Here is a 26,350-nt window from a genome sequence, read left to right as displayed (position 1 = left end):
GACTGGACAGCGGATGGCCTCTGCGCCACGCTTCCCGCATGGCCGATGCCGTGACGGGACGCGACCGGGCGACCGCGACGCTGGGCCTTTGCGGCCCGCTCGCGGCGCTCATGTTCCTGGCTGCCGACCTCGCGGGCGCGGCGGCCACGCCGGGCTATTCGATGACGTCGCAGGCGATCAGCGAGTTGATGGAGCGCGGCGCGCCCGCGAAGCGCATCGTCGATCCGCTGCTGGTGGCCTATCACGGGCTGGTCATGCCCTTCGCCCTCGCGCTGCACCGCGGCCTGCCGGCAGGCGGGGCCGCCGGCCCGCTGCTCATCGGCGTCGCCGGGGCGGCGGGCGTCATCCTGACGCTCTTCTTCCCCTGCGATCCGGGCTGCGCGCCCTTCGTGAGCCTGCGCGGCATGCTGCATATCTTCATCGCCATTCCGATGGGCTTCGCGATCCTGATCGGCCTGTGGCGTGTTGCGGGGCGGCTGCGCGCGCGCCCGGCGCTCGCGCGCTACACCCGCGTCACGGCGGCGCTGGGCCTCCTGCTCGCCGTGGTCACGGTGGCGCTCGCCGAGACGCAGGTCGTGGGCCTGTTCGAGCGCGCGCTCACCTGGTCCTACCTGCAGTGGTATGCCGTGACCGGCTGGCTGCTCTGGCGCGGCGCGCTCAGTGCAGCCTGAACTCGCCCACGACGCTGCGCCACTCGCCCGGCGAGATCATCTTGCGATGCGTGAAGCGGACCGAGTGCAGCGGGCCCTCGATCTCCTCCTGCCAGAATTCGATGAAGCGGAACAGCCGCGGGTGGTCCGGCGCGAGATCGTAGTCCTGCCAGACGAAGGTGTTGAGCACGTTGCGATAGTCCGGCATGTGGTAGAGGAATTCCGCCGTGGTCAGGCCGTAGCCCTTGAGCATGAGTTCGGTTTCGCTTTCCGTCATGGTCACCTCTGGGTGTCTGCACGGAAAATGATGCGGCCTCGGGATTATTTTTCAATGAAAACAATATACTAGCAGCAGGCCAAGGTGGCTGCTGACAGTGCCTGCGGGGCGGCGTTGCACGGCCCGGAGCGGGGGTGCTATAGAGAGCGAAAGCCGGCCCCGAGGCCCGCCCAGACGAGCAGGATCCCCGTGAGCGACACCCCCGAACCCCCTGAGGACTCTCCGGAAATTCCGCCCGTGTCCTACGACGGCCCGAGCGTGTCGATCGCCGAGGAGATGCGCGCCTCCTACCTCGATTACGCGATGAGCGTGATCGTGGCCCGCGCGATCCCCGATCTGCGCGACGGCCTGAAACCTGTGCATCGGCGCATTCTTTATGCGATGTCCGAGACGGGAAACACCTACGACAAGCCCTATCGCAAGTCGGCCCGGCCCGTCGGCGACGTGATGGGCCAGTATCACCCGCACGGCGACTCGGCCATCTACGACGCGCTGGTGCGCATGGCGCAGGACTTTTCCATGTCGCTGCCGCTGCTCGACGGGCAGGGGAACTTCGGCTCGATGGACGGCGACAACCCCGCCGCCATGCGCTACACCGAGGTGCGCATGGCCAAGGCGGCCGACTACCTTCTTGCCGACATCGACAAGGAGACGGTCGATTTCCAGGACAACTACGACGGCAAGCAGCGGGAGCCCACGGTCCTGCCCGCGCGCTTCCCGAACATGCTGGTCAACGGGGCGGGCGGCATCGCCGTGGGCATGGCCACCAACATCCCGCCCCACAACCTGGGCGAGGTGGTGGACGCCTGCCTCGCGCTGATCGACGAGCCGGACCTCTCGTCCGAGCGGCTGATCGACTACATTCCCGGCCCCGATTTCCCGACGGGCGGCATCATGCTCGGCCGCTCGGGGGCGCGGAAGGCCTATCTCGAGGGACGGGGCAGCGTGATCCTGCGCGCCAAGACGCGGGTGGAGGAACTGCGCAAGGACCGCTTCGCCATCGTCGTGGACGAGATCCCCTATCAGGTGAACAAGTCCTCGATGATCGAGAAGATCGCCGAGGCGGTGCGCGACAAGCGGATCGAGGGCGTGGCCCATGTGCAGGACGAATCCGACCGCTCCGGCGTGCGCGTGGTGATCGAGCTCAAGCGGGACGCGACGCCCGACGTGGTGCTCAACCAGCTCTGGCGCTTCTCGCCGATGCAGACCTCCTTCGGCTGCAACATGCTGGCGCTCAACGGCGGCAAGCCCGAGCAGCTGACGCTCAGGGGCTTTCTCACCGCCTTCCTGTCCTTCCGCGAGGAGGTCGTGGCGCGGCGCACCGCCTATCTGCTGCGCAAGGCGCGGGAGCGCAGTCACATCCTCTGCGGTCTGGCGGTGGCCGTGTCGAACGTGGACGAGGTGGTGGCGACGATCCGCGCCTCGGCCGACGCGGCGGAGGCGCGACGCCGGCTGATGGAGCGGCGCTGGCCCGCGGAGGACATCGCCGAATACATCCGCCTGATCGACGATCCCACCCACACGATCAACGAGGACGGCACCTACAACCTCTCCGAGGCGCAGGCGCGCGCGATCCTCGATTTGCGCCTGCAGCGGCTCACGCAGCTTGGCGTCAAGGAAGTGACCGACGAGCTTGAGGATCTGGCGGCCAAGATCAAGGACTATCTGGAAATCCTTGGCTCCCGCGACCGGATCATGGGGATCATCCGCGACGAGCTTGCGGAGGTGAAGGAACTCTTCGCCGTGCCCCGGCGCACCGAGATCGTGGACTGGGCGGGCGATCTCGAGGACGAGGACCTGATCGAGCGTGAGGACATGGTGGTCACCGTCACCCAGTCCGGCTGGATCAAGCGCACGCCCCTGGCCGACTACCGGGCGCAGAAGCGCGGCGGCAAGGGCCTGTCCGGCATGGCGACCAAGGAGGACGATGTCGTCACGACGCTCTTTGTGGCCAACACGCACACGCCGCTTCTGTTCTTCACCACCGACGGCATGGTCTACAAGCTCAAGACCTGGCGCCTGCCGCAGGGCGCGCGCACCGCGCGGGGCAAGGCCATCGTCAACATCCTGCCGATCCCCACGGGCGTCTCGATCGCCGCGATCATGCCGGTGGACCGCCCGGAGGAGGAGTGGGCCGACCTGCAGATCATGTTCGCCACATCCGCCGGCGACGTGCGGCGCAACGCGCTCTCGGACTTCACCAACGTCATGCGCAACGGCAAGATCGCGATGAAGCTGCCCGAGGGCGTGGAACTGGTGAACGCGCGCATCGCGTCCGAGGATGACGACGTGATGCTGGTCACCGACTCGGGCCGCGCGATCCGTTTCCCGACGACCGAGGTCCGCGTCTTCAAGGGCCGCGACTCGACCGGCGTGCGGGGCATCCGGCTGCAGAACGGCGACCGCGTGGTGTCGATGTCCGTGATCCGGCATTTCGAGGCCACGCCGGAGGAGCGCGCCGCCTACCTCAAGCAGCGCCGCCTGATGGCCGGCACCCCCGAGGAAGAGGTGGAGACCGACGAGGAGGAGGCGCCGGTCGCCGAAGGCCAGCTCTCGCCCGAGCGCTACGCGCAGATGTCGGCGGCCGAGAACCTGCTGCTGACGATCACCGCCAAGGGCCTCGGCAAGCTCACCTCCAGCCACGACTACCCCGTGCGCGGGCGCGGCGGCCTTGGCGTGCAGGCGATCGACAAGGCGATGCGCGGCGGGCCGGTGGTGGCCTGCTTCCCGGTCGAGATGGACGACCAGATCATGCTCGCCACCTCGCGCGGGCAGTCGATCCGCGTGCCCGTCGAGGGCATCTCGTTCCGCTCGCGCAACGCGGGCGGCGTCAAGGTCTTCGACACCCGCGAGGGCGAAGAGGTCGTCTCGGTCGCCTGGATCGCGGAACAGGCCGAGGACGAGGACGAAGGCGGCGAGGGCTGAGGGCCGCCGTGCTCAGGGACGGCGTGCTCAGGGACGGCGGGCCGTGACCATCATCGGTACGAGCCGCCCGTCCGCCACCGCCCGGCCGGCATTGGCGCGCCGCTGCGGCATGTCCGCACCCATCGCCACCGAGTCGTCGGGCTGATCGGGAGTCGCCGGCGGGGCAGGCCGCGGCGCATCGCTTGCGTGATCGGCGATCCCGACGAAGCCGGCCGCCGCGAGAAGCTTGCCGATCTCTGCAGGAGTCGAGAGAAACGACGTCTCCCCGGTGCGCGCCCAGGGCAGCGGATAGTCGATCGCGTCCGTATTGGTTCCCCGCGCGATATGGGTGAAGGCAAAGACGCCGACCGGGCGCAGGACGCGGAACGCCTCGGCGAACATGGCAGACTTGTCGGCGACGTTCATCGTCACGTTCTGGCTCCAGACCACGTCAAAGGTGCCGTCGGCCCACGGAAGACCCGTGACCGAGCCGACCCGGTGGGAGATGGCGGTGTCCAGACCGGTGAGTCGGTCCAGATCCTGCGCGCTGCGCACGAAATCCGGGCTCAGGTCGATGGCCTCGACCCGGCAGCCATGTCTTGCAGCGAGGTAACGGGCTGCGCCGCCGATGCCGCTGCCGGCGTCCAGAACCGTCATGCCCTGAGCCACGCCCGCGACATCCGCCAGCCGTTCGGTCAGGCTCAGGCCGCCATGATGCAACTGATCGACGGGAGCCAGGCGGTCCGGGTGCAGGCTTGCGGGGGCCGTGTCCCGGATGCCGAGCGCGGTCAGGATGCGAGCGGTCAGGTCCTCGCTGCCGTAGTGCGCCGCGACGGTGCGTTCGACGTCCGCCCCCTGTGTCATGCGCGCGATACTACCACGCCACGGGGCGCCGCGCCACGCTCAAGGCGGGTTGGCGGGCACTCGCGTCAGGGAATGATCCGCGTGTATTTCGTGCCCTCGAGCGTCGCGCCCAGGCGCAGCCCGGCCTGGCCGAAGATGATGGCGATCACCGGCGAGCGGGTGGTCGTCGTCTCGGCCGTCATGGCCTCGCCCAGGTCGCGGAAGACGTATTCGATGTCCGCCCCCGCGGCCCAGCCGGGTCCGCGGCGGAACTCCTCCAGCGCCTCGGCGGTCATGAAGAACAGCACGTGACTGTACTGCTGCGCGCCGATCTGCGGCCCGATGCTGGCCCGCGCGGCCGAGTAGTAGTCCACCGTCGCGCCGCCCACCCTGAGCGCGCCCCGGCCGTAGGCCCCGCCCACGCCGAAGCCCGCCTCGGTCATCAGCGGCATGACGAGCATGCCGGCGGATTTCTCCGCGAGGTCACGGGTGCCCGGATAGCTGGAATACATCCGCGTCAGCGTGGAATCCACGCGCGCGTCGACGGCGGCCGCGCCGCCGCTGCCGACGCCGTTGCTGCAGCCGGCGGCGACGCCGGCGGCCGCCAGCCCCGCCACGAAGGCGCGTCGTCTGAGAAGGGTCATGGTGCTCTGCCCCGATATCTGCCTGCCTGAAGCCTCATCGTCCGCGGTCTCTTGCAGGACCGTCCGATTACGAGCTTATACCGCCTCGCGCCGGGTCTGTCACCTTCGACCGGACGCTTCGGCGGCTTATTGCGCCTTTTGCAGGGCTTGGGCCGCGCGGGGCGCGAAATAGGTCAGGATCCCGTCGCAGCCCGCGCGCTTGAACGACAGCAGGCTTTCCAGCATCGCCTTGTCGCCGTCGATCCGGCCCGCGCGCGCCGCGCCCTCGATCATCGCGTATTCGCCGGACACCTGATAGGCGTACGTCGGCGCGCCGAAGGCGTCCTTCACCCGCCGGCAGATGTCGAGATAGGGCATGCCGGGCTTGACCATCACCATGTCCGCCCCTTCGGACAGATCGCGCGCCACCAGCCGCAGCGCCTCGTCCGAGTTGCCGGGGTCCATCTGGTAGGTCTTCTTGTCGCCCTTGAGCGCACCGGAGGCGCCAACCGCGTCGCGGAACGGCCCGTAGAAGGCGGAGGCGTATTTCGCGGCATAGGAGAGGAGCATCACGTTCGTGTGGCCCTGCGCCTCGAGCGCGTCGCGCAGTGCGCCGATGCGGCCGTCCATCATGTCCGACGGGCCGATGATGTCTGCCCCCGCCTCGGCCTGGGCAAGCGCCTGCTTCACCAGCGCCTCGACCGTCGCGTCGTTGACGACATAGCCGTCGCTCTCGCGCACGAAGCCGTCGTGGCCGTCGATGTTGTAGGGGTCGAGCGCCACGTCGGTCATCACCGCGATCTCGGGCACCTCCGCCTTGATCGCCCGCGTCGCGGTATTGCTCAGGTTGTCGGGGTTCCAGGCCTCGGCGCAGTCCTTCGTCTTCTTCGCGGGGTCGGTGTAGGGAAAGAGGCAGATCGCCGGGATGCCCAGGTCCGCCGCGCGCCGCGCGGCCTCCACCACGCGGTCCACGCTCAGCCGGTGCACGCCGGGCATCGAGGGGATCTCCTCCTCCACTCCCTCGCCGTCGCGCAGGAAGACGGGCCAGATCAGGTCATCCACCGTCAGGCTGTGCTGGCGCGTGAGCGCGCGCGTCGCGGCGCGGGCGCGGGCGCGGCGGAAGCGGGCCGCGGGGTAGGGGGCGTTGACGGGCTGCATGCGGGATACCTCCTCCTGATCGGGGGCAGGCTTGCCGCAGGCCGGGCGCGCTGTCCAGTCCGGACCGCGCACATGAAGCGGGGCCACGCGGCGCCGTGGCCCCTTCGGTCGATGGTATAGGGGCGCCACGGCGGTGCTGCGGCCGGGGCGCTCTGCTGGCAGGGCCGCTCAGCCCAGCCGCCCCTCTTCGACCTCGACCGCCTCGGCCGCGCCGCGACGGGCCAGCCAGTCGGGCCGCGGCTTTGCGGCGGCGAAGGGCTCGACCAGCGCGTTGGACACGGCGTTGTAGACGAAGAAGGCGTTGGAGCGCGGGAAGGGCGTGATGTTGCCGTTCGAGCCGTGCATGGTGTTGCAGTCGAACAGGATCAGCGTGCCGGCCGGCCCTTCCGCGTCCGTGATGCCGTGCGCCTCGGCGAGCCGGGCGAGGCTCTCCTGCGAGGGCGTGCCCACCTTCTGCGCCTTGAGCGAACTCTTGTGGTTGTCCTCGGGCGTCGCGCCCACGCAGCTGACGAAGGTCCGGTGCGAGCCCGGCATCAGCATGAGCGCGCCGTTGTGGGCGCGGTTGTCGGTCAGAAGGAGCGAGGCCGAGACGGCCCGCATCCGGGGCATCCCGTCCTCGGCGTGCCAGGTCTCGAAGTCGGAGTGCCAGTAGAACTCCTTGCCCGAGAAGCCCGGTTTGTAGTTGAGGCGCGACTGGTGGATGTAGACCTCGTCGCCCAGCAGGAAGCGCGCGATGCCGGCGATCCGCGCGTCGCGGCTGAGCCGCGCCATCAGCTCGTCGTGGTCCTCGAGGCGGAAGACGGTGCGCACCGCGTCCGAGCCGGGCTCCGTCACCACGTCGTCGCCGGCGCGGTCACGGCCCTCGGCTCTCAGTTGGGCGGCGGCATCGACCAGCGCCTCGACCTCGGCGGGCGAGAAGAGGTCGTGAAGCACGAGAAAGCCGTCGCGGGCGAAGCCGTTTGCCTGTTCGCGGGTGAGGGGCGCGTCCTCGGTCCAGTCCGACCAGACCACCTTGTCGGCACGCTCGATCCAGCGCTCGGGCCCCTCGCCTCGGGTCGGGTAGGCGTCGGTGATCTGGAAATCACGGCGTCGGGATGCGGTCATTTCCATCGGGAAATTCTCCTCTCTTCTGCGTTTCGTGGCGCGCTTGCGGATGTGCCCCGTCAACGGCCCGCCGGACCGGGGGTTCCTGCGTCCCCCTTTCGGCTTCGCTGAAGCGGTGTCGCGCGTCGGGCGGGTCCGGGCGTGGCCGCTGCGCCGTGTCGCGGCGGCAAGCCTGCCGCACGGGTATGGGCATTCGCGCGCGGGGCGGTTACGTAAAGCAGCGCAGCGAAGGGTGCAAGGGGGTGGCCGTGGCCTGGCAAAGCGCGGTCTTCGAAGTCATCGACATGCGGTCCTTCTCGAACCTGTGGTTCTGGATCGCGCTCGCCGTGATGTGGTCGACGGCCAGCCACTGGGTGCTGGGCGTGCCCTTCGACATGGTCACCCGCGCCGCGCGCCGCGGGGGCCAGGCGCAGGCCGATCTCGAGGATCTCGTGCGCATCAACGTGGACCGCATCCTGTTCTTCGCCGGGGCCGCCGGGGCCTGGCTGATCGGGGTGACGAGTTTTCTGCTGACCATGCTGGCGCTGCTCGGGTTCGTTTACGGTATCGAATTCGCGCAGGCGGTCTTCTGTCTGTTCTTGCCCATGAGCCTCGTCTGGGCGAAGGGGCTGCGGACCGCGCGGCGAATCCGGGCGGAAGCGCTCACCGGCGCGGCCCTGCGCCGCCGGCTGAAGGGCCAGCGCATCTTCACCCAGGCGGTGGGCATGGTGGCGATCTTCGTCACCGCTATGTGGGGCATGTATCGCAACCTCGCCTATCTGCCGCTGGGCGATTGACGGAAACAAGGGAAGACAAAGCGATGAACGGCCCAGTCTCAGGCGCCGGGCGTGTCACCATCGGCGGCGCGCCGGAAGGCTTCGACGCCGAACTCGTCCTGCGGGAGGTCGAGCGCGCGGGCGGCCCGGTGATCCATGTGGCGCGCGACGACCGACGATTGGCGGCGATGCGCGCGGCGCTCGCCTTCTTCGACCCCGCCATGCCGGTGCTGACCTTTCCGGCCTGGGACTGTCTGCCCTTCGATCGCGTCTCGCCCAACCCGGACATCTCGGCGGCGCGCATGGCGACGCTCGCGGCGCTGGTGCACGGCGCGCCCGCGCGCTTCGTGCTGCTGACCACGCTCAATGCGGTGACGCAGCTCATCCCGGCGCGCGCGGTGCTGGCCGAGGCGGCCTTCGTGGCCGAGGTGGGCAAGCGCATCGACGAGGACGGCCTGCGGGCCTTTCTCGCGCGGATGGGCTTCTCGCAGGCCCACACGGTGACCGAGCCGGGCGACTATGCGATCCGCGGCGGCATCATCGACATTTATCCGCCGGGCGAGGGCGGGCCGGTGCGCCTCGACCTCTTCGGCGACACGCTCGACGGCGCGCGCCGCTTCGACCCGGCGAGCCAGCGCACGACCGAGGCGCTGGAGCGGGTCGAGCTGGCCCCGGTGTCCGAGGTGATCCTCGACGAGCCCTCGATCCGTCGCTTCCGGCAGAACTACCGCATCGAGTTCGGCGGCGGCGGCACCGACGATCCGCTCTACGAGTCGGTGAGCGCCGGGCGCAAGCCGCAGGGCGCCGAGCACTGGCTGCCGTTCTTTCACGACCGGCTGGAGACGCTCTTCGACTACCTGCCGGGCGCGCCGGTCTGCCTCGACGATCAGCTGCACGCCGCCCACCGCGCGCGCTGGGAGGCCATCGCCGATCAGTACGAGGCCCGGCGCGAGGCGATGGGCCAGACCGGCCGCTTCGACACGATCTACAAGCCCGTCCCGCCCGACCGGCTCTATCTGGACGAGGCGGCGCTGGAGGGCGCGCTCGAGGGGCGGCGCGTGGCGCAGTTCCATCCGCTGCCGCAGCCCTCGGGGCCGGGTGTCACCGATGCCGGGGGGCGCATCGGGCGGAGCTTCGCGCCAGAGCGCCAGAACGAGAAGGTGAACCTTTTCAGTGTCCTGGCCGAGCATGTTCGCGCCCGGCTGCAGGAGGGGCCTGTCGTCATCGCCTCCTATTCCGAGGGCGCGCGCGAGCGGCTCGACGGGCTGCTGGAGGACGAGGGGCTCTTGGGCGCGGTGCCCGTGCCGGACGCGACGCGCCTGGGCAAGACCGGCCTGCACCTGGCCGTCTGGCCGCTGGAGCAGGGCTTCACCCGACCGGGCCTCACGGTCATCTCCGAACAGGACGTGCTCGGCGACCGGCTGATCCGCGGTGCGAAAAAGCGCAGGCGGGCCGAGAACTTCCTGACCGAAGCTCAGTCGCTCTCGCCCGGCGATCTGGTCGTGCACGTGGAGCACGGCATCGGCCGCTACCAGGGGCTCGAGGTCATCACCGCCGCGGGCGCGGCGCATGAATGCCTGGTGCTGGAATACGCCGAGGGCGCGAAGCTCTACCTTCCGGTCGAGAACATCGAGCTGCTGAGCCGCTACGGCCACGAGGAGGGGCTGCTCGACAAGCTGGGCGGCGGCGCCTGGCAGGCCCGCAAGGCGCGGATGAAGGAGCGCATCCGCGAGACGGCGGAACGCCTAATCCGCATCGCCGCCGAGCGCGAGCTCAGGAAGGCGCCGGTGCTGGAGCCGCAGCCCCACGCCTGGGAGGCCTTCTGCGCGCGCTTTCCCTACGAGGAGACCGAGGACCAGATGCGCGCCATCGAGGACGTGCTGGGCGATCTCGACGCGGGCCGCCCGATGGACCGGCTGATCTGCGGCGACGTGGGCTTCGGCAAGACGGAAGTGGCCATGCGCGCGGCCTTCGTCGCCGCGATGGCGGGACAGCAGGTGGCGGTCATCGCGCCCACCACGCTGCTCGCCCGACAGCACGCGCAGAGCTTCCGCGAGCGCTTCCGCGGCTTCCCGCTGGAGGTGCGGGCGTTGTCGCGCTTCGTCTCCCAGCGCGCGGCGAGCGAGACGCGCGCGGGCCTGGCGAAGGGAACGGTGGACATCGTGATCGGCACCCACGCGCTGCTCTCGAAATCGGTGCGCTTCGCCAATCTCGGTCTGCTGATCGTGGACGAGGAGCAGCGCTTCGGCGTGGCGCACAAGGAGAGGCTGAAGCAGCTGCGCTCGGACGTGCATGTGCTCACGCTCACGGCGACGCCGATCCCGCGCACGCTGCAGATGGCGCTTTCGGGCGTGCGCGATCTCAGCGTGATCGGCACGCCGCCCATCGACCGCCTCTCGATCCGCACCTATGTAGGCGAGTTCGACGCGGTCACGGTGCGCGAGGCGCTGCTGCGCGAGCACTACCGCGGCGGGCAGAGCTTCTTCGTGGTCCCCCGCATCTCGGATCTGCCGGAGATGGAGGAGTTCCTCCGGCAGCAGGTGCCGGAAGTCTCCTATGTCGTCGCCCACGGCCAGATGGCCGCGGGCGAGCTCGACGAGCGGATGAACGCCTTCTACGACGGCAAGTACGACGTGCTTCTGGCCACGACGATCGTGGAGTCGGGCCTCGACATCCCCACCGCGAACACGATGGTGATCTACCGCGCCGACCGCTTCGGCCTTGCGCAGCTCTATCAGATCCGCGGCCGGGTCGGGCGGTCGAAGACCCGGGCCTATGCCTACCTGACGACGAAGCCGCGCACGCCGCTCACGCCGGCCGCCGAGAAGCGGCTCAAGGTGCTGGGCAGCCTCGACGCGCTGGGCGCGGGCTTCACCCTGGCCAGTCAGGATCTCGACATCCGCGGCGCCGGCAATCTCATCGGCGAGGAACAGTCGGGGCAGATGCGCGACGTGGGCTTCGAGCTTTACCAGTCGATGCTGGAGGAGGCGATCGCCAGGATCCGCTCGGGCGAGGCCGAAGGGCTGTCGGACACGGGCGAGCAATGGGCGCCGCAGATCAATCTCGGCGTGCCGGTGCTCATCCCCGAGGATTACGTGCCGGATCTCGACGTGCGGCTCGGGCTCTACCGGCGGCTGTCCTCGCTGACGACCAAGGTGGAGCTCGAGGGCTTCGCGGCCGAACTCATCGACCGTTTCGGCAAGCTGCCGCGCGAGGTGAACACGCTGCTTCTGGTCGTGCGCATCAAGGCGATGTGCAAGCGCGCCCATATCGCCCGGCTCGACGGCGGGCCCAGGGGCGCGACCATCCAGTTCCACGAGGACCGCTTCCCCAACCCCGGCGGGCTGGTGGAATTCATCAAGGCCCAGAAGGGGCTCGCCAAGGTCAAGGACAACAAGGTGGTCGTCCGGCGCGACTGGAAGAGCGAGAAGGAGCGCATTCGCGGCGCCTTCGCCATCGCGCAGGATCTCGCGAAGCAGGCTGAGGCGGTCGCGGCAGAGGGCTGAGGCAAGCGGTTTGCAAACCGCTTGCAAGGCGCTTCAAGCGCCTTGCGCGCCGCCAGGACCGTGACCGGTGGCTGCCGCCCGCGCCGCGGCGAGCCGGGTCTCCAGGAGGCGGCGCGCGCGTTTCTCGGCCAGCCGGACGCGGACCGAGGTCATGAAGGCCTCCTGGGTGGTGGACGAGGTGTCGCCCAGCGACGCGGCGATCTCGTCGATCAGGCGCTCGTCGCCCGTCTCCTCCGCCGCGGCGATCGCGTCGCGCGCCAGCGCGTCGGCCAGATCCTCCGTCACGCCCATCACGTCACACCCATCAGCGGGTCGTTTCCGTCAGCCGCCGCTTCACGTAGTCGGTCACCGTCTCGATCATGGTTTCCATGTGCGCGCCCTCGAAGAAGTGGCCGGCGCCCTCGATCTCGGCGTGCGTGATGGTGATGCCCTTCTGCTCCTTGAGCTTGGCTACCAGCGATGCGGTATCGGCGGGGGGCGCCACGCGGTCGGCCGAGCCGTTGATGATCAGTCCCGAAGAGGGGCAGGGCGCGAGGAAGGAGAAGTCGTACATGTTGGCCGGCGGCGAGACCGAGACGAAGCCGGTGATCTCCGGCCGCCGCATCAGAAGCTGCATCCCGATCCAGGCCCCGAAGGAGAAGCCCGCCACCCAGCAGTGCTTGGAGTTCTGGTTCATCGACTGCAGGTAGTCGAGCGCCGAGGCGGCGTCGGAGAGCTCGCCCACGCCCTGGTCGTATTCCCCCTGGCTGCGGCCCACGCCGCGGAAGTTGAAGCGCAGCACGCTGAAACCCATCCGGTGGAAGGCGTAGTGCAGGTTGTAGACCACCTTGTTGTTCATGGTGCCCCCGAACTGCGGATGCGGGTGCAGCATGATGGCGATGGGGGCGTCGCGGTCCTTCTGCGGGTGGTAGCGGCCTTCGAGACGGCCCTCGGGGCCTGGAAAGATGACCTCGGGCATGTGGGCGGCTGACTCCTGGTGACGCGGCTTTGTATCGTTGACTGGAACGCTGCGAGATCTTAGAATAATTCTAAGGGCATCGTCTGAGGCTCGTGTGCAGGTAAGCGCTGTGGCGCTTGGGGTCAATATTCCCGCGAAGGAGGCGGTGGCCGGTGAAGCTCAGCACCAAGGGGCGCTACGCGATGGTCGCGCTGGCCGACATGGCGCTCCAGCCGGAAGGCGCGCTGGTCAGCCTGGGCGACATCGCCAGGCGGCAGTCGATCTCGCTGCCGTATCTCGAGCAGCTCTTCGTGCGCCTGCGGCGCGCGGGGCTGGTGAGTTCCGTGCGCGGGCCGGGCGGCGGCTACCGGCTGGCGCGGCCGGCCTCCGAGATCCGCGTGGTCGAGGTGCTGGCCGCGGTGGACGAGACGGTGGACGCGATGCACACCGGCGCGGGCGCGACCGGCGCGCTGTCGGGAACCAAGGCGCAGTCGCTGACCAACCGTCTGTGGCAGAGCCTCTCTGCGCAGGTCTACGTCTTCCTGCACCAGACGCGGCTCTCGGATGTCGTCGAGAACACGCTCGCCCCCTGTCCCGCGGTACCCGACCTGTTCTCGGTGGTGGACGAGTGAGCGCATGCGGCCGCCGCCGCCGGGGGGCGCTGCCCCCCGTCCGCTGCGCGGACTCCCCCCGGGGTATTTCCGGCAAGAGGAAGGAACGGCAGGGGGCGCGATGAACAGGGTCTATCTCGACTGGAACGCGACCGCGCCGATCCGGCCCGAGGCGCGGGCGGCGGTGATCGAGGCGCTCGACATGACGGGCAACCCCTCCTCCGTGCATGCCGAGGGGCGGGCGGCCCGCGCGCTTCTCGAGCGCGCCCGCGCCCAGGTGCTCGAGGCGATCGGCGGCGAGGGCTACGACCTGGTGTTCACCTCGGGGGCGACCGAGGCGGCGGCGCTGGCCTGCGCCGGGCGCGGCCTTCTGGGGGCGGGCGTGGAGCATGACGCCGTGCGCGCCTGGATCGCGGAGACGCTGCCGGTGGACGCGGCCGGGCGGGTCGGCGTCGCCGAGCCCGCGCGCTCGGTGCTGCAATACGCCAATTCCGAGACGGGCGTGGTGCAGAGCCTCCCCCCCGGCCTCGCGGTCAGCGACATGACGCAGGCCTTCGGGAAGCTGCCGTTCGCGCTCTCGGAGACCGGCGTGGAGATGGCGCTCGTCTCGGCGCACAAGCTGGGCGGGCCGAAGGGCGTGGGGGCGCTGCTGATCCGGCAGGGCCTCGACCTGGCCGCGCAGATCCGCGGGGGCGGGCAGGAGATGGGCCGCCGCTCGGGCACCGAGAACCTGGCCGGCATCGCGGGCTTCGGCGCGGCGGCGGCCGCGGCGCGGCGCGATCTCGAGGCCGGGGTCTGGGAGGAGGTCGCGGAACTTAGAAATATTCTAGAAAAAAGCCTTGAGGGGCCCGAAGACCAGATTATTTTCATCGGGAAATCGGCGGAGCGGCTGCCCAACACGGCCTGTTTCGCCGCGCCGGGATGGAAGGGAGAGACGCAGGTGATGGCCATGGATCTCGCCGGCTTCGCGATATCGGCCGGATCCGCCTGTTCGAGCGGGAAGGTCCGCGCGAGCCGGGTGCTGGAGGCGATGGGCCTGGGCGAGGAGGTGGCGGCGAGCGCCGTGCGCGTGAGCCTCGGGCCCGGCGTGACGCGCGACGCGGTGCTGCGCTTCGCCGAGACATGGCGTGCGGCGCAGAGGCGGCACCGCGCGCGGGCGGCCTGAGGCCGGCGGCGCGACACCACAATGCGTCCCGCGGCGGCGGGGCGGAACAGCCCCTGACGGGGCGGGAGATGCAAACCCGGCGCAGGTCTCGGACTTTGGCGTCAGATCGAGGAGAGCGGCGATGAGCGCATTGGACAAGCTCGACGTGAAGGAAGGCGTGGATCGCGACACGGTCGAGACCGTGCGCGAGGTCGGCGGCAAGTACAAGTACGGCTGGGAAACCGACATCGAGATGGACTACGCGCCGAAGGGCCTGACGGCCGATATCGTGCGCCTCATCTCGGAGAAGAACGGCGAGCCGGAGTGGATGACCGACTGGCGGCTCAAGGCCTACGAGCGCTGGCTGCAGATGAAGGAGCCGACCTGGGCCTTCGTCGACTACCCCGCGATCGACTTCCAGGAGCAGTACTACTACGCCCGGCCGAAGAGCATGGCCGAGAAGCCGAAGTCGCTCGACGAGGTCGATCCGAAGCTGCTCGAGACCTACGAGAAGCTCGGCATCCCGCTCAAGGAGCAGATGATCCTGGCCGGCGTCGAGGGCGCCGAGAACGCCGCGCCCGCCGAGGGGCGCGAGGCCGAGCGCAAGGTCGCGGTGGACGCGGTCTTCGACAGCGTGAGCGTCGGCACCACCTTCCAGGCGGAGCTGAAGAAGGCGGGCGTGATCTTCTGCTCGATCTCCGAGGCGATCAAGGAACACCCGGAGCTCGTGAAGAAGTATCTGGGCTCGGTGGTGCCCGTCAGCGACAACTTCTACGCCACGCTGAACAGCGCGGTCTTTTCCGACGGTTCCTTCGTCTACGTGCCGCCGGGCGTGCGCTGCCCGATGGAGCTTTCGACCTATTTCCGCATCAACGCGGAGAATACCGGGCAGTTCGAGCGCACGCTCATCATCGCCGACAAGGGCTCCTACGTGAGCTACCTCGAGGGTTGCACCGCGCCGCAGCGCGACGAGAGCCAGCTGCACGCGGCCGTGGTCGAGATCATCGCCGAGGAGGACGCGGAGGTGAAATACTCCACCGTCCAGAACTGGTATCCCGGCGACGAGGAGGGCAAGGGCGGCATCTACAACTTCGTCACCAAGCGCGCCGATTGCCGCGGCGACCGCTCCAAGGTGATGTGGACGCAGGTGGAGACGGGCAGCTCGGTGACCTGGAAGTATCCCTCCTGCATCCTGCGCGGCAACGACAGCCAGGGCGAGTTCTACTCGATCGCGATCACCAACAACCATCAGCAGGCCGACACCGGCACGAAGATGGTGCACCTGGGCAAGAACACCCGCTCGCGGATCGTCTCGAAGGGGATCAGCGCGGGGCAGAGCTCGAACACCTACCGCGGGCTCGTCTCGATGCACCCGCGCGCCAAGAACAGCCGCAACTACACGCAGTGCGACAGCCTTCTGATTGGCGACACGTGCGGGGCGCACACGGTTCCCTACATCGAGGTGAAGAACAACTCCTCCCGGGTGGAGCACGAGGCGACCACCTCGAAGGTGGACGACGACCAGCTCTTCTATTGCCGCCAGCGCGGCATGGACGAGGAAGAGGCCGTGGCGCTGATCGTCAACGGCTTCGCCAAGGAGGTGCTGCAGGCGCTGCCGATGGAATTCGCGATGGAGGCGCAGCAGCTTGTCGCGATCTCGCTCGAAGGATCGGTTGGCTGAGGACGGAGTGCGCGCGATGATCGTGACCACCACGCCGCTTGTCGAGGGGCGCAAGATCACCGATTACCATGGCATCGTCACCGGCGAGGCGATCATCGGCGCCAATGTCTTCCGCGACGTCTTCGCGGGTATCACCGACATTCTCGGCGGTCGGTCCGGCGCCTATGAGGCGAGCCTCGCCGAGGCGCGTGAAACGGCGATCCGCGAGATGGAGAGTCGTGCGGCGGCCCTGGGAGCCACGGCCGTGATTGGCGTGGACCTCGACTATGAGGTCATAAACAACATGCTGATGGTCTCGGCCTCCGGCACCGCCGTCTCGCTGGGGTGATGTCGTGGACGCGCCAACGCGACAAGCCTCTCCGGTCCGGCCGGAGCTGCCTCTGCCGCCAGCCGAGGCGGAGGCGCTGCGAATGGCCTGCGACAGGGCGGGCACCATCCTCGAGTATGGCAGCGGCGGCTCGACGCTAATGGCGGCGGAGATGCCGGGCAAGCGGATCGTGTCGGTCGAGAGCGATGCGGCCTGGGCCGACGGAATGCGCGCGTGGTTCGCGGCGCATCCGCCTGCCGCGGGCACCAAGGTCGAGGTGCTCTGGGCCGACATCGGCCCCACGAAGGAGTGGGGCCATCCGGCCGACGACAGCGGCTGGCGGCGCTACGCCCGCTATCCGCTCAAGGTGTGGGAGCGTGAGGGCTTCGCGCCGGAGGTGGTGCTGGTGGACGGACGGTTCCGCGTGGGCTGCGCGCTGGCCGCGCTCTTCCGCGCGCCGGCGCCGCTCAGGCTGCTGTTCGACGACTACGCGCCGCGGCGGCACTACCATGTCGTCGAGGAGTATCTCGGCCCCCCGGCGATGGTCGGGCGCATGGCCGTCTGGGACATCGAGCCGCGGCCGGTGCCGGCCGAGCGGCTCATGCAGATCGTGACGCTGATGACGCGGCCCTGAGCGCCGCGGACGAAGAAAGGACGACAGAATGCTGGAAATCAAGAATCTTCACGTGAAGCTCGAGGAAGAGGACAAGGCGATCCTCAAGGGCGTGGACCTGACGGTGGAGGCCGGGAAGGTGCACGCCGTCATGGGGCCGAACGGCTCGGGCAAGTCGACGCTCTCCTACGTGCTCGCCGGCCGCGAGGGCTACGAGGTCACCGAGGGAACGGCCACGCTCGACGGCGAGGACATTCTCGGGATGGAGCCGGAGGAGCGCGCGGCGGCGGGGCTCTTCCTGGCCTTCCAGTATCCGGTCGAGATTCCCGGCGTGGGCAACATGACCTTCCTGCGCACCGCGGTGAACGCGCAGCGCAAGGCCCGCGGCGAGGAAGAGATGAACTCGACCGAGTTCCTCAAGACGATCCGCGCCCGCGCCAAGGAGCTCGACATCGACGCCGAGATGCTCAAGCGCGGCGTGAACTCCGGCTTTTCGGGCGGCGAGAAGAAGCGCAACGAGATCCTGCAGATGGCGATGCTCGAGCCGCGGATGTGCATTCTGGACGAGACCGACTCGGGCCTCGACGTGGACGCGATGAAGCTCGTGGCGCAGGGCGTGAACAAGCTGCGCGACGCGGGCCGCGGGTTCCTCGTCATCACGCACTACCAGCGGCTTCTGGACCACATCGTGCCCGACGTGGTGCACATCATGGCCGGCGGCCGCATCGTGAAGTCGGGCGGGCCGGAACTCGCGCTCGAGGTCGAGAAGAACGGCTACGCCGACATCGTCGAGGAGGTGGCGTGATGGCGCTGCCGCAACCCAAGCTCGACGCTCTCGACGCGCGGATCGCCGCGCTCTCCATGCCCGAGGACGGCTGGCCGCGCGCGGCGCGCGAGGCGGCGCTGGCGCGGCTGCGGGAGATGGGGCTGCCGGGGCCGCGCGACGAATACTGGCGCTTCACCCGGCCCGATACGCTCGTGCAGGCCGAGGCCCCCGCGGCGGCGCTCTTCGAGAACGACGAGGCGCCGATGTTCGACGCCTTCGACCGGCTGAAGATCGTCTTCACCGACGGCGTCTTCGATGCCGAGGCGTCGGACGACCTGGCCCTCGAGGGGATCGAGATCGAGCGTCTCGCCGAGGCCGCGACGGCCGATCTGCACTGGGCGCGCGATCTCTACGGCGTGCTCGAGGCGCGCGGGCATTCGCCGGTGCCGCGCCCGCTCGCCGCGCTGAACACCGCCTTCGCCGCGGATGGTGTTCTCATCCGCGTCACGGGCAGGCCCTCGAAGCCCGTAAGCCTGATTTATCGCCATGAATCAGAGACATCGGACGCATATCTTCATCATTGCGTGAAGGTGGAGGCGGGCGCCGAACTCACCCTGCTCGAGAACGGGCCCGCCGCCGCGCGCTTCAACAACGTGATCGAGGCGGAGATAGCCGACGGCGGCACGCTGCATCACGTCCGCGCGCAGGGCCGCGACCACGAGCGGCGCGCGGCCACGCATGTCTTCGCCCGGCTGGGCAGGCAGAGCGTCTTCAAGTCCTTCTCGGTCACGGTCAACGGCGTTATGACGCGCAACGAATGCGTGATCGAACTCGACGGGGAGGAGGGCGTCGCGCATGTCGCCGGCGCCTGCGTCGGAGACGGCGATTTCCACCAGGACGACACGGTCTTCATCACGCATGCGGCCGAGCGCTGCGAAAGCCGGCAGGTCTTCAAGAAGGTGCTGCGCAACGGCGCGACGGGCGTGTTTCAGGGCAAGATCCTGGTGAAGCCCGGCGCGCAGAAGACCGACGGCTACCAGATCAGCCAGTCGCTGCTGCTGGACGAGGACAGCCAGTTCCTCGCCAAGCCCGAGCTCGAGATCTACGCCGACGACGTCGCCTGCTCGCATGGGTCGACAAGCGGCGACATCGACGAGGACGCGCTGTTCTATCTCCGGGCCCGCGGCATCCCCGAGGGAGAGGCGACCGATATCCTGACGCTGGCCTTCCTCGCCGAGGCCGTCGAAGAGATCGAGGACGAGACGCTGGCGGGCGACATCACCGCGCGGCTCGAGGCCTGGCTCGCGCGACGGCGCGGCTGATGCCGGTCACGACCGACATCGCGGCGACCTACCGGTCGCCGCGGGCGGTGATGCGCCGCCTGCTCGACGCGGGCCGGCGCGAGGACCGGGCGCTCGCCATCCTCATGGGCGGCTGTCTTCTCGCCTTCGTCGGGCGCTGGCCTGCGCTGCAGCGCGCGGCCACGCTGCAACCCGACGCACCGCCGCTCGAGGCGCAGATCGCGGGCGCGCTCTTCGGCTGGGTCTTCATCGCGCCGCTGCTGCTTTACGGGCTGGCGGCGCTGTCGCACCTCGTCGCGCGGCTCGTGGGCGGGCGGGGCAGCTTCTACGGCGCGCGCCTCGCGCTCTTCTGGGCGTTCCTGGCCGCGGCGCCGCTCTTGCTGCTGCAGGGGCTGGTCGAGGGGCTCGTCGGGCCGGGGCCGGGCTTGCAGATCGTCGGCGTTTTGTGGTTGGTCGCTTTCGGGTGGTTCTGGATCGCGAGCCTGCGCGAGGCCGAAAAGGAAACAGCATGACGACCGCGGCGCTCGGGCAGTTGGCCATCGAAACGATCCGCAACCCGCGCGAGGCGGCGCGCCAGCTCATCGGGCTGAACCTGCCGATGAACGCGCTCTGGACGGCGCTCGCGCTGGTGGTCGTGCTCAACGCGGGCGTCTACAGCCTGTCCAACGTGATCTCGCCGCCCCCTGCGGATCTGGCCGTGCCGACGATCGCGCCGGTGCCCTTCGCGCTCTTCCTCGGCGCGGGACTGGTGGGGACGATCTACGCGCTCTGGTACGTCGGCCGCACGCTGGGGGGCGAGGCGGGGCTGGCCGACATCATGGTGTTGCTGGTCTGGCTTCAGGCGCTGCGCCTCGCGGTGCAGGCGGCGCTTCTGGTGCTGGTGCCGCTCAGCCCGGTGCTCTCGTCGCTGGTGGTGCTGGCGGCGGCGGTGATCGGCTTCTGGATACTGCTCAATTTCGTCGATGTGGCACATGGTTACGAAAGCCTTCTGAAGTCGCTGGGCGCGATCGCGCTCAGCGTGCTTGCGATGGCGCTGGGTCTCACGCTGCTCGTGACGCTGTTCGGCGGCGCGCTAGTTCCGGCGTGAGGCAGGCAAGGGAAAGACGCGATGTACGACGTGAAGGCCATCCGGGCGGAATTTCCGATCCTCTCGCGGGAGGTGAACGGCAAGCCGCTCGTCTATCTCGACAACGGTGCCTCGGCGCAGAAGCCGCAGTGCGTGATCGACGCGGTGACGCAGGCCTACGCCCAGGAATACGCCAACGTGCACCGGGGCCTGCACTATCTCTCGAACCTCGCCACCGAGAAATACGAGGCCGTGCGCGGGACAATTGCCCGCTTTCTCGGCGCCCCTTCGGAGGACGAGATCGTGATGACCTCGGGCACCACCGAGGGGATCAACCTCGTGGCCTATGGCTGGGCCATGCCGCGGATCGAGCCGGGCGACGAGATCGTGCTCTCGGTGATGGAGCATCACGCCAACATCGTGCCGTGGCACTTCCTGCGCGAGCGCCACGGCGCGGTGCTGAAATGGGTGGACGTGGACGCCACCGGCGCGCTCGATCCGCAGGCGGTGATCGACGCGATCGGGCCGAGGACGAAGCTGGTGGCCGTCACGCATCTGTCGAACGTGCTGGGCACCAAGGTGGACGTCGCGGCGATCTGCGCGGGCGCCCGCGAGAAGGGCGTGCCGGTGCTTGTGGACGGCAGCCAGGGCGCCGTTCACATGCCGGTGAACCTGGCCGAGCTCGGCTGCGACTTCTACGCCATCACCGGGCACAAGCTCTACGGCCCTTCGGGCTCCGGCGCGATCTGGATCGCGCGCGAGCGGATGGACGAGATGCGCCCCTTCATCGGCGGCGGCGACATGATCCGCGAGGTGCACAAGGACAGCGTGACCTATGCCGATCCGCCGATGAAGTTCGAGGCGGGCACGCCCGGCATCGTGCAGCAGATCGGGTTGGGCGTCGCGCTCGAGTGGCTGATGGATCTGGGCATGGAGGCCGTGGCCGCGCATGAGGACAGGCTGCGCGACTACGCGGTGGACCGGCTGGGCGGGCTCAACTGGCTCAACCTGCAGGGCACGACGCCGGACAAGGCGGCGATCTTCTCCTTCACCATGCAGGGCGCGGCGCATGCGCACGACATCTCGACCATCCTCGACAAGAAGGGCGTCGCGGTGCGCGCGGGCCATCACTGTGCCGGCCCGCTGATGGATCACCTCGGCACGCCGGCCACCTGCCGGGCGAGCTTCGCGCTCTACAATACCGAGGCCGAGGTCGATGCGCTGGTGGATGCGCTCGAGCTCGCGCACGAGCTCTTCGCCTGACCCTCAGCCGCGTGTGTCCGGGTCGTGGCCGACCAGCCGGTCGATCGGCGCGTAGTCGTCGGTAAGCACGACCGGGTCCTTGGCCGCGAGCAGAATGTCGAGGTAGTCCTCCGACAGCGCCGCGTAGGTGGTGGGCGCCGGGCTGCGCGCCACGATCCGGCCGAAGGGACTGCGCGCCTCGCCCGCGAGGATCACGAAGACCAGCCGCGCGCGCGGCGGCGGTTCGGCTGCGGCCGTCCAGACCTCGACGGCCGGAAACACCTCGCGCAGCGTGGCGACCAGCGCCGCCAGCGCCTCGAGCCGGTGCTCGAAATCCACGACGTTCATGGCGAACACGCCGCCCGGCGCGAGCCGAGCGCGCACGAGTTCGAAGAACTCGCGGGTGACGAGATGGGCGGGCACGGCGATGTCGGTGAAGGCGTCGCCGAGGATGACGTCGTAGCGCCTGGGGCTTGCACGCAGGGCGCGGCGCGCGTCCGTGGCCAGCACCTCGGCGCTCTCCGGGTCGAACCAGAAGTCGCGCGCGGCAGTGGCGGTCACGGCCGGGTCGATCTCGGCCACCGTGAGCGGCCCGATGCCCCGGTGGGCCCAGGCACGCGGGACCGAGAAGGAGCCGCCGCCGATGAAGAAGGCCGAGAAGGGCCGCTCGCCCATGCGCGCGCGCGGCAGAGCCTCCAGCATGGCGGTGTGATCGGTGAACATCACCCGCGGCGCGTCGCGCGCCGATATCCCGTGGGCGAGATGGTCGAGCACCATGAGGTTCACCGGACGGTCGGGATCGGCGGCGATGTCCACCGTCCGGATGCAGAAGTACTGGCTTTCGGTGTCGCAGACGCTCGCGCGCGTGACGCCGAGCGCGGCGAGTCCCACGGCGGCGGCCGCGACGCCGGCCCCGAGGGCGCGCCCGCGCCCGCCCGCCAGCCAGAGGCAGAGCCCGCCCGCCGCCAGGTAGAAGGCGGTGACCACCGCGAGCGTGAGCGCGCTGCCCAGCCAGGAGATGAAGAGGAAGCCCGCGAGCAGGGTGCCGGCGATCGCGCCGACCGCGCCCGCGGCGAACATCGCGCCCAGGGCGGGGCCGGAACGCGCGGCGTCGCGCGCGATGGCGATCTGCGCGAGCACGGGGGCAGGTATCCCCGCGAAGAGCGACGGCAGGAAGAAAACGGCGGTGCAGAGCGCCGTGATTCCGGCGACCGGATGGCCCGCGAGCGCGAGTACCGGGTCGGCCACGAGGCGAAGAAGCGCCGCCGCGCCGCCGGTCGTGGCCGCCGCGGCCAGCAGCGCCCAGCCCGTCGCCCGCAACGCGGCGTCGGCCGGGCGCGCGGCGATCCGGCCGCCCCACCAGTGGCCCGCGGAGAATCCGGCCAGCACCACGGCGATCACCGCGGTCCAGGTATAGAGCGACATGCCCACATAGGGCGCGAGCATCCGCCCCGCGACGATCTCGACCACCAGACTCGCCGCCGAGACGCCGCCCTGAATCGCGACCAGAAGGGGCAGGGGGGTGGACCGCATGGACATGCTCCGATGACCTCCGGCGCAGTTAAGGGACGTGGCCGGCAGGCGGCAAGGGCGCAGTTTCGGTTTGCAGATACGCCGGCTTTTGCCTATACGCCCAAGGCGAGGCACCCGTAGCTCAGCTGGATAGAGCGCTGCCCTCCGAAGGCAGAGGCCATAGGTTCGAATCCTATCGGGTGCGCCACCGCTCTTCGCCGGACGGATCGCATGAGGCGGATCGCTCAGCGGCTGTCGCCGGAGCTCGCGCAGCGCCGCCAGCCGTCCGGCCGCCGCGTGAAGCCGTGGCTGCCTGCCGGGGCGAAGCGGGCGCCCTGCGCCAGCATGCGCGTCACCACGATCCGTTCGCGCTCGACCGCGAGCACGGCGAAGTCGTTGCCCTGGCCGCGGTGTCGCGTGGAGACGCCGGTGCCCACATGCACCTGAAGGATGCGTGTGCCGCCCTTGCGCTCCACGAAAGGCTCGGCGCGCCAGCGATGGAGATGGCCCGACAGGATCAGATCCGTGCCGCACTCCGCGAGCGACTCCAGCATGGCGCGGGCGTGCTTCATCAGCGTCTTGCCGCTGCCCGGAAGATCCTCGAAGGGGTGATGGGCCAGCACGACGTTCGCGCGGCCGGACTCCCTGAAATCGGCGCAGGCGCGGCGAAGCTGCCGGCGGCGCACGCGGCCGCGCTGCCAGGCGAAGGGATCGGCCGTGTTGAAGCCCTGCACCGAGAGCGCCTCGTCCGACCAGACCGGCGCCAGATCCGGCGAGAGATGGCGCCGGTAGCGCGCGAAGGGCCGGGAAAACCGCAGGTCCGGCCGGTCGAGGGGGATGTCGTGGTTGCCGGGCACGCAGAGCGTGGGCGCCGGCAGCGCGGCGAGGAATTCGGCCGCCGCGCGGAACTGCGCGGGCCGCGCGCGCTGCGTGAGATCGCCGGTCACGGCGATCAGGTCGGGCCGGGCGGCCTCGATCGCGTCCAGCAGCGGCGCGAGAAGCTCGGGCGACTCGCGCCCGAAGTGCAGGTCGGAGATGTGCACGATGCGCCTCATCTCCCCTCCGCCGGCACGATCACGCGGAGCGGGCGCTCGGCCGTGGTGACGCGGAGCGGCATGTGCATCCACTCGCGCTCGCCGTCGCGCGCGACCAGCCCGCGCGCGCGCCCCGTGTCGATCTCGATGCGCCGCCCGGTGCCCAGCGCGAAGTCCTCGCCGCGCCGCGCCTTGCCGCGGGCGAGGCCCCAGGCCGCGCGCACCAGATCGCGCCGTCGGCGTCCGCGCGCGGCGAAGACGGCGAGACCGCCCTCGCGGACGGCGCGTGCCCCTTCGAGGTTGTAGGTATCGAGCTGGAAGGCCGAGCGGGCGACGAAGAGAAGCGGCGTGCGCAGGCGCCGCGTCCGCCCGTCGAGCGTGAGCGACAGCCGCATCGGCCGTTGCATGCCGGCCAGCGCCAGGAGTACCGACCAGTAGGCCGCGGGCCTGGAGCGGCCCCAGCGCGCATAGACGCCCTCGCGCCGCTCGAGGATCGAGGGGTAGAGGCCGAGGCTCATGTTGTTGAGAAAGACCCGTCCGTTGACGATGCCGGGCCGGACCTCGCGCGTGGCGCCGGCGGCGATCGCCTCCACGGCCGCCTCCGGCGTCTGGGGAAGACCGAGGCCGCGCGCGAAGTAGTTGAAGGTGCCCAGCGGCACCACGCCCAGCGGCACGCCCGGCCGATGCGCGCAGACCGCGTCGGCCACCGAGGAGACCGTGCCGTCGCCGCCCGCGGCCACGATGCTGCCCACGCCGGCGGCGAGCGCCTCGCGCGCGACGTCGCCGGGCGTCTGCTTCGCACCCACGCGCCGGATCTCGGGGCGGAGGCCGACCCGCCGGAAAAGCCGCGCGAGCCAGTCGGCGCGGCTCTCGCCGGCAGTGTCGTCGCCGGCGGCTGGATTGACGATGAGGGCGACCTGGCCTGCCATGCGACCGTGCCTCTTCTTCGGTCCGGGGACGGGCGACCAACCCGGCGATGCGCCCTTGCGTTCCCCTCCATGACGTCGCGGCACCGCTCCCGTCGATCGGCGTTGACACCCCCCGGAGGCTCGACTAAGACCGCGCGGCGAGGCCGAGGTAGCTCAGTTGGTAGAGCAGACGACTGAAAATCGTCGTGTCGGCGGTTCGATTCCGTCCCTCGGCACCATTCCGATCATGTGACGGCCGTGAGCCGAGACGGCAACATGCGCCGCGCAGTCGGCTGGAAGCTCCCTGGCGTCGCTGCCTGATCGAAAGCCGCCCATGATCTGATCCGCGGGCGGGAGACGCCTTGTCAGGCCGCTGCGCGACCGCGGTGCGGCAGGAGCCTTTCCGACGGCTCGCGGGACGGCGTGTCGAGCAGGAAGTCGTCGACGCTGAACAGCACCGACTGGCTCGACGCGCCCTCGATGGAGAAGCGTGCGCCGATCGGCGTGGCGTCCGCGCCCAGCCGCCGGGCCCACCGCGACCACACGGAGGGAACGATCCCCAGGATGTGGCGCGCGCCGTGGCGTCTGGCCGTCAGACTCATGCTTTCGAACAGCAGGCTCTGCAGGAGCGGGCGGCGTGCGGACGGCACCAAATCGGTTATGAAGAAGCGCGAGGCCTCCCAGACCAGAGGGTCCACGGGGGCTTCGAAGAACAGCACGTCGGTCGGCAGGTCCGGCAGCAATCCCCGCTGCGCGTCGCGCAGCATGTAGCTGTAGACACCGCATTGCGCCGTCGTCGGGAGCAGGCGGACCCCCGCAAGGACGTCGCCGAACTCGTGCAGGACGATCCAACGGCAGAAGGGCGTGTCGTACTGGTCGAATTCCATCCCGTCCGCCTGGGCGACGTTCCAGTGCAACCGGTCGATGAAGATGGCGCGGCGGGCTCTGAGATACTTCACCAGAAGATCGCCATGCATGTGCATGTCGGCGAAGGACATCGCCGTGGACCTGATGGAGCCGGTGCGCGCGGCGGAGTCGGCCGCGGCACGCCCCGGCGTCCGGCGCTCTGCGGCGCGCGTCGTGGTCTTTCCGGAGGCCGGGACCAGCTCGGGGAACCCTGCTGATGCCGCGCGGGTCAAGCCCGACGCCTTCGTATGTTTCATGAACCTGCCCGTATTTTTCCACATTTATGGCAAATTTCATCCGGCACGGCCAGAGAAACTTGGGGCAGGATACATCCAATGGTTGTGTGATGCACGCGCGCCGCGCCGCAGGCCGGTCCGGCGCGATGCCGGACGGCCCGGCGGCCCGGCGCGAAAGGCGGGGCGCAAGGGCGCAGGCGGCCGGTCTGGCCGCGGCGGAGGCCGGAGGAGGGGCGCCGCGTCCCGCCGGACGAAGCGCGAAAGGG

Annotated in this window: 25 protein-coding genes and 2 tRNA genes; 16 read left to right on the top strand and 11 right to left on the bottom strand. The window is 69.7% G+C overall.

The features are described from left to right. Positions 1-38 precede the first annotated feature (38 nt). A complete protein-coding gene (locus DRV85_RS01710; RefSeq protein WP_113287682.1) occupies positions 39-671 on the top strand; it encodes a DUF998 domain-containing protein in 633 nt (210 codons plus the stop codon). Here the strand turns inward: DRV85_RS01710 and DRV85_RS01705 are convergent. Further along, positions 658-927, bottom strand: coding sequence for an usg protein (locus DRV85_RS01705; protein ID WP_113287681.1), 270 nt, complete (start codon positions 925-927; stop codon positions 658-660). The two genes, DRV85_RS01710 and DRV85_RS01705, sit on opposite strands and share 14 nt — an antisense overlap. 189 nt (positions 928-1,116) lie before the next feature. On the opposite strand from DRV85_RS01705, the gene gyrA reads away from it, so the two are divergent. Continuing rightward, positions 1,117-3,852 carry a DNA gyrase subunit A gene (gene gyrA, locus DRV85_RS01700; RefSeq protein WP_113287680.1) on the top strand — a complete coding sequence of 912 codons (2,736 nt, stop codon included), beginning with the start codon at positions 1,117-1,119 and terminating at the stop codon, positions 3,850-3,852. Positions 3,853-3,879: 27 nt separating this feature from the next. On the opposite strand, the gene DRV85_RS01695 is transcribed toward gyrA, so the two are convergent. From DRV85_RS01695 to thpD, 4 genes are all read right to left on the bottom strand, one after another. Continuing rightward, positions 3,880-4,695 (bottom strand): class I SAM-dependent methyltransferase, encoded by an 816-nt coding sequence (locus tag DRV85_RS01695; protein WP_113287679.1) that lies wholly within the window; start codon positions 4,693-4,695, stop codon positions 3,880-3,882. A gap of 65 nt (positions 4,696-4,760) precedes the next feature. Further along, complete coding sequence (locus tag DRV85_RS01690; protein WP_113287678.1) at positions 4,761-5,318, bottom strand: lipid-binding SYLF domain-containing protein; 558 nt, start codon at positions 5,316-5,318, stop codon at positions 4,761-4,763. Between the two features lie 126 nt (positions 5,319-5,444). Continuing rightward, the gene (gene hemB / locus DRV85_RS01685) at positions 5,445-6,455 is read right to left on the bottom strand and encodes a porphobilinogen synthase (protein WP_113287677.1); all 1,011 of its coding nucleotides are present in this window, start codon (positions 6,453-6,455) and stop codon (positions 5,445-5,447) included. A gap of 168 nt (positions 6,456-6,623) precedes the next feature. Next, the gene (gene thpD, locus DRV85_RS01680; RefSeq protein ID WP_113287778.1) at positions 6,624-7,559 is read right to left on the bottom strand and encodes an ectoine hydroxylase; all 936 of its coding nucleotides are present in this window, start codon (positions 7,557-7,559) and stop codon (positions 6,624-6,626) included. Between the two features lie 248 nt (positions 7,560-7,807). Between thpD and DRV85_RS01675 the strand changes: the two genes are divergently transcribed. After that, positions 7,808-8,335 carry a component of SufBCD complex gene (locus DRV85_RS01675; RefSeq protein WP_113287777.1) on the top strand — a complete coding sequence of 176 codons (528 nt, stop codon included), beginning with the start codon at positions 7,808-7,810 and terminating at the stop codon, positions 8,333-8,335. A 23-nt stretch (positions 8,336-8,358) separates the two neighbouring features. Then, a complete protein-coding gene (gene mfd / locus DRV85_RS01670) occupies positions 8,359-11,820 on the top strand; it encodes a transcription-repair coupling factor (protein ID WP_113287676.1) in 3,462 nt (1,153 codons plus the stop codon). 33 nt (positions 11,821-11,853) lie between these two features. On the opposite strand, the gene DRV85_RS01665 is transcribed toward mfd, so the two are convergent. Continuing rightward, on the bottom strand, positions 11,854-12,111 hold the full coding sequence (locus DRV85_RS01665; RefSeq protein ID WP_113287675.1) for a hypothetical protein: 258 nt from the start codon (positions 12,109-12,111) through the stop codon (positions 11,854-11,856). Positions 12,112-12,124: 13 nt separating this feature from the next. Then, positions 12,125-12,778: an alpha/beta hydrolase gene (locus DRV85_RS01660; RefSeq protein WP_113287674.1), complete on the bottom strand. Its 654-nt coding sequence runs from the start codon at positions 12,776-12,778 to the stop codon at positions 12,125-12,127. Positions 12,779-12,930: 152 nt separating this feature from the next. Here DRV85_RS01660 and iscR point away from each other — a divergent pair, with 152 nt between their 5' ends. The 10 genes from iscR to DRV85_RS01610 all read left to right on the top strand — a co-directional run bounded on the left by iscR (position 12,931) and on the right by DRV85_RS01610 (position 21,509). Beyond that, positions 12,931-13,389, top strand: coding sequence for a Fe-S cluster assembly transcriptional regulator IscR (iscR, locus tag DRV85_RS01655; protein ID WP_113287673.1), 459 nt, complete (start codon positions 12,931-12,933; stop codon positions 13,387-13,389). 100 nt (positions 13,390-13,489) lie between these two features. Next, positions 13,490-14,533 carry a cysteine desulfurase family protein gene (locus tag DRV85_RS01650; protein ID WP_113287672.1) on the top strand — a complete coding sequence of 348 codons (1,044 nt, stop codon included), beginning with the start codon at positions 13,490-13,492 and terminating at the stop codon, positions 14,531-14,533. Between the two features lie 121 nt (positions 14,534-14,654). Then, entirely contained in the window at positions 14,655-16,193 is a 1,539-nt protein-coding gene (gene sufB, locus DRV85_RS01645; RefSeq protein ID WP_113287671.1) for a Fe-S cluster assembly protein SufB, read from the top strand. 16 nt (positions 16,194-16,209) lie between these two features. Further along, complete coding sequence (locus DRV85_RS01640; protein ID WP_113287670.1) at positions 16,210-16,521, top strand: heavy metal-binding domain-containing protein; 312 nt, start codon at positions 16,210-16,212, stop codon at positions 16,519-16,521. A gap of 82 nt (positions 16,522-16,603) precedes the next feature. Next, positions 16,604-17,134: an O-methyltransferase gene (locus DRV85_RS01635; RefSeq protein WP_233495366.1), complete on the top strand. Its 531-nt coding sequence runs from the start codon at positions 16,604-16,606 to the stop codon at positions 17,132-17,134. Between the two features lie 28 nt (positions 17,135-17,162). After that, positions 17,163-17,918: a Fe-S cluster assembly ATPase SufC gene (gene sufC / locus DRV85_RS01630; RefSeq protein WP_113287669.1), complete on the top strand. Its 756-nt coding sequence runs from the start codon at positions 17,163-17,165 to the stop codon at positions 17,916-17,918. Beyond that, positions 17,918-19,201, top strand: a complete 1,284-nt coding sequence (gene sufD, locus DRV85_RS01625; RefSeq protein WP_113287668.1) for a Fe-S cluster assembly protein SufD — start codon at positions 17,918-17,920, stop codon at positions 19,199-19,201. Before sufC ends, sufD begins: the two co-directional genes overlap by 1 nt. Next, entirely contained in the window at positions 19,201-19,692 is a 492-nt protein-coding gene (locus DRV85_RS01620) for a YIP1 family protein (protein WP_113287667.1), read from the top strand. The genes sufD and DRV85_RS01620 overlap by 1 nt, the downstream gene beginning before the upstream one ends. Further along, positions 19,689-20,267 carry a Yip1 family protein gene (locus DRV85_RS01615; RefSeq protein WP_113287666.1) on the top strand — a complete coding sequence of 193 codons (579 nt, stop codon included), beginning with the start codon at positions 19,689-19,691 and terminating at the stop codon, positions 20,265-20,267. The genes DRV85_RS01620 and DRV85_RS01615 overlap by 4 nt, the downstream gene beginning before the upstream one ends. 21 nt (positions 20,268-20,288) lie before the next feature. Continuing rightward, a complete protein-coding gene (locus tag DRV85_RS01610) occupies positions 20,289-21,509 on the top strand; it encodes a cysteine desulfurase (RefSeq protein ID WP_113287665.1) in 1,221 nt (406 codons plus the stop codon). 3 nt (positions 21,510-21,512) lie between these two features. On the opposite strand, the gene DRV85_RS01605 is transcribed toward DRV85_RS01610, so the two are convergent. After that, a complete protein-coding gene (locus DRV85_RS01605; RefSeq protein ID WP_113287775.1) occupies positions 21,513-23,021 on the bottom strand; it encodes a fused MFS/spermidine synthase in 1,509 nt (502 codons plus the stop codon). A gap of 110 nt (positions 23,022-23,131) precedes the next feature. Between DRV85_RS01605 and DRV85_RS01600 the strand changes: the two genes are divergently transcribed. Next, a tRNA-Arg gene (locus DRV85_RS01600) sits at positions 23,132-23,208 on the top strand. 37 nt (positions 23,209-23,245) lie between these two features. Here DRV85_RS01600 and DRV85_RS01595 read toward each other — a convergent pair. Together DRV85_RS01595 and DRV85_RS01590 are read right to left on the bottom strand one after the other, a co-directional pair. Further along, complete coding sequence (locus DRV85_RS01595) at positions 23,246-24,055, bottom strand: metallophosphoesterase family protein (RefSeq protein ID WP_113287664.1); 810 nt, start codon at positions 24,053-24,055, stop codon at positions 23,246-23,248. Further along, a complete protein-coding gene (locus DRV85_RS01590; protein ID WP_113287663.1) occupies positions 24,052-24,963 on the bottom strand; it encodes a diacylglycerol/lipid kinase family protein in 912 nt (303 codons plus the stop codon). Before DRV85_RS01590 ends, DRV85_RS01595 begins: the two co-directional genes overlap by 4 nt. 142 nt (positions 24,964-25,105) lie before the next feature. On the opposite strand from DRV85_RS01590, the gene DRV85_RS01585 reads away from it, so the two are divergent. Beyond that, a tRNA-Phe gene (locus tag DRV85_RS01585) sits at positions 25,106-25,181 on the top strand. Positions 25,182-25,307: 126 nt separating this feature from the next. Here DRV85_RS01585 and DRV85_RS01580 read toward each other — a convergent pair. Beyond that, the gene (locus tag DRV85_RS01580; protein WP_233495365.1) at positions 25,308-26,081 is read right to left on the bottom strand and encodes an acyl-homoserine-lactone synthase; all 774 of its coding nucleotides are present in this window, start codon (positions 26,079-26,081) and stop codon (positions 25,308-25,310) included. Between the last annotated feature and the right edge of the window lie 269 nt (positions 26,082-26,350).

Source organism: Rhodosalinus halophilus, assembly GCF_003298775.1.
GTDB classification, from domain to species: Bacteria; Pseudomonadota; Alphaproteobacteria; order Rhodobacterales; family Rhodobacteraceae; genus Rhodosalinus; species Rhodosalinus halophilus.
The sequence above is the reverse complement of the archived record's forward strand: the minus strand, read 5'-3'. Positions and strand labels throughout refer to the sequence as shown.